The 626-nt window shown below is 42.0% G+C and carries 1 protein-coding gene; it reads right to left on the bottom strand.

The annotated features are described in order from the left end of the window. Positions 1–626 (bottom strand): EF-Tu/IF-2/RF-3 family GTPase (locus B4237_RS01820; RefSeq protein ID WP_286941035.1); only part of this gene is annotated, 626 nt, incomplete at both ends.

Genomic DNA, 626 nt, shown 5'->3' with positions numbered 1-626 from the left:
CTTACCTTCTTTACCAGCAAACGGAGAGTTGTTTACTTGGAATGTCATAGATACAGTTGGTTCATCTACAGACAATGCTGGTAAAGCTTCAACATTTTTCGGATCACAAACTGTGTCAGAAATGTTAAGTGCATCGATACCTGTAATACATACGATATCACCAGCAGATGCTGATTCAACATCTACACGCTCTAAACCATGGTAACCCATGATTTTTAAGATACGGCCATTACGTGTATTGCCATCTTTATCAATTACAGTAACAGGAGTATTTAATTTTACTGAACCGCGTTGAATACGACCAACACCGATAACACCCACGAAGCTGTTATAGTCAAGTGATGAAATCTGCATTTGGAATGGACCATCAACGTCTACCGCTGGTGGTTCAACGATATCAACGATCGTTTCAAACAACGGAGTCATGTCTTCTGCCAACTCTTCAGGAGCTGGACCAGCAACACCACGTAAGCCAGAAGCATAAACGATTGGGAAGTCTAACTGTTCGTCAGTCGCGCCAAGGTTGTCAAACAAGTCAAATACTTGATCGATTACCCAGTCACAACGCGCGCTTGGTTTATCAACTTTGTTGATAATCACGATAGGCTTCAAACCACGAGCAAATG

It is taken from the genome of Acinetobacter sp. UBA6526, assembly GCF_002434875.1.
Lineage (GTDB): Bacteria > Pseudomonadota > Gammaproteobacteria > Pseudomonadales > Moraxellaceae > Acinetobacter > Acinetobacter venetianus.
This window is presented reverse-complemented; position numbering and strand designations above follow the sequence as displayed.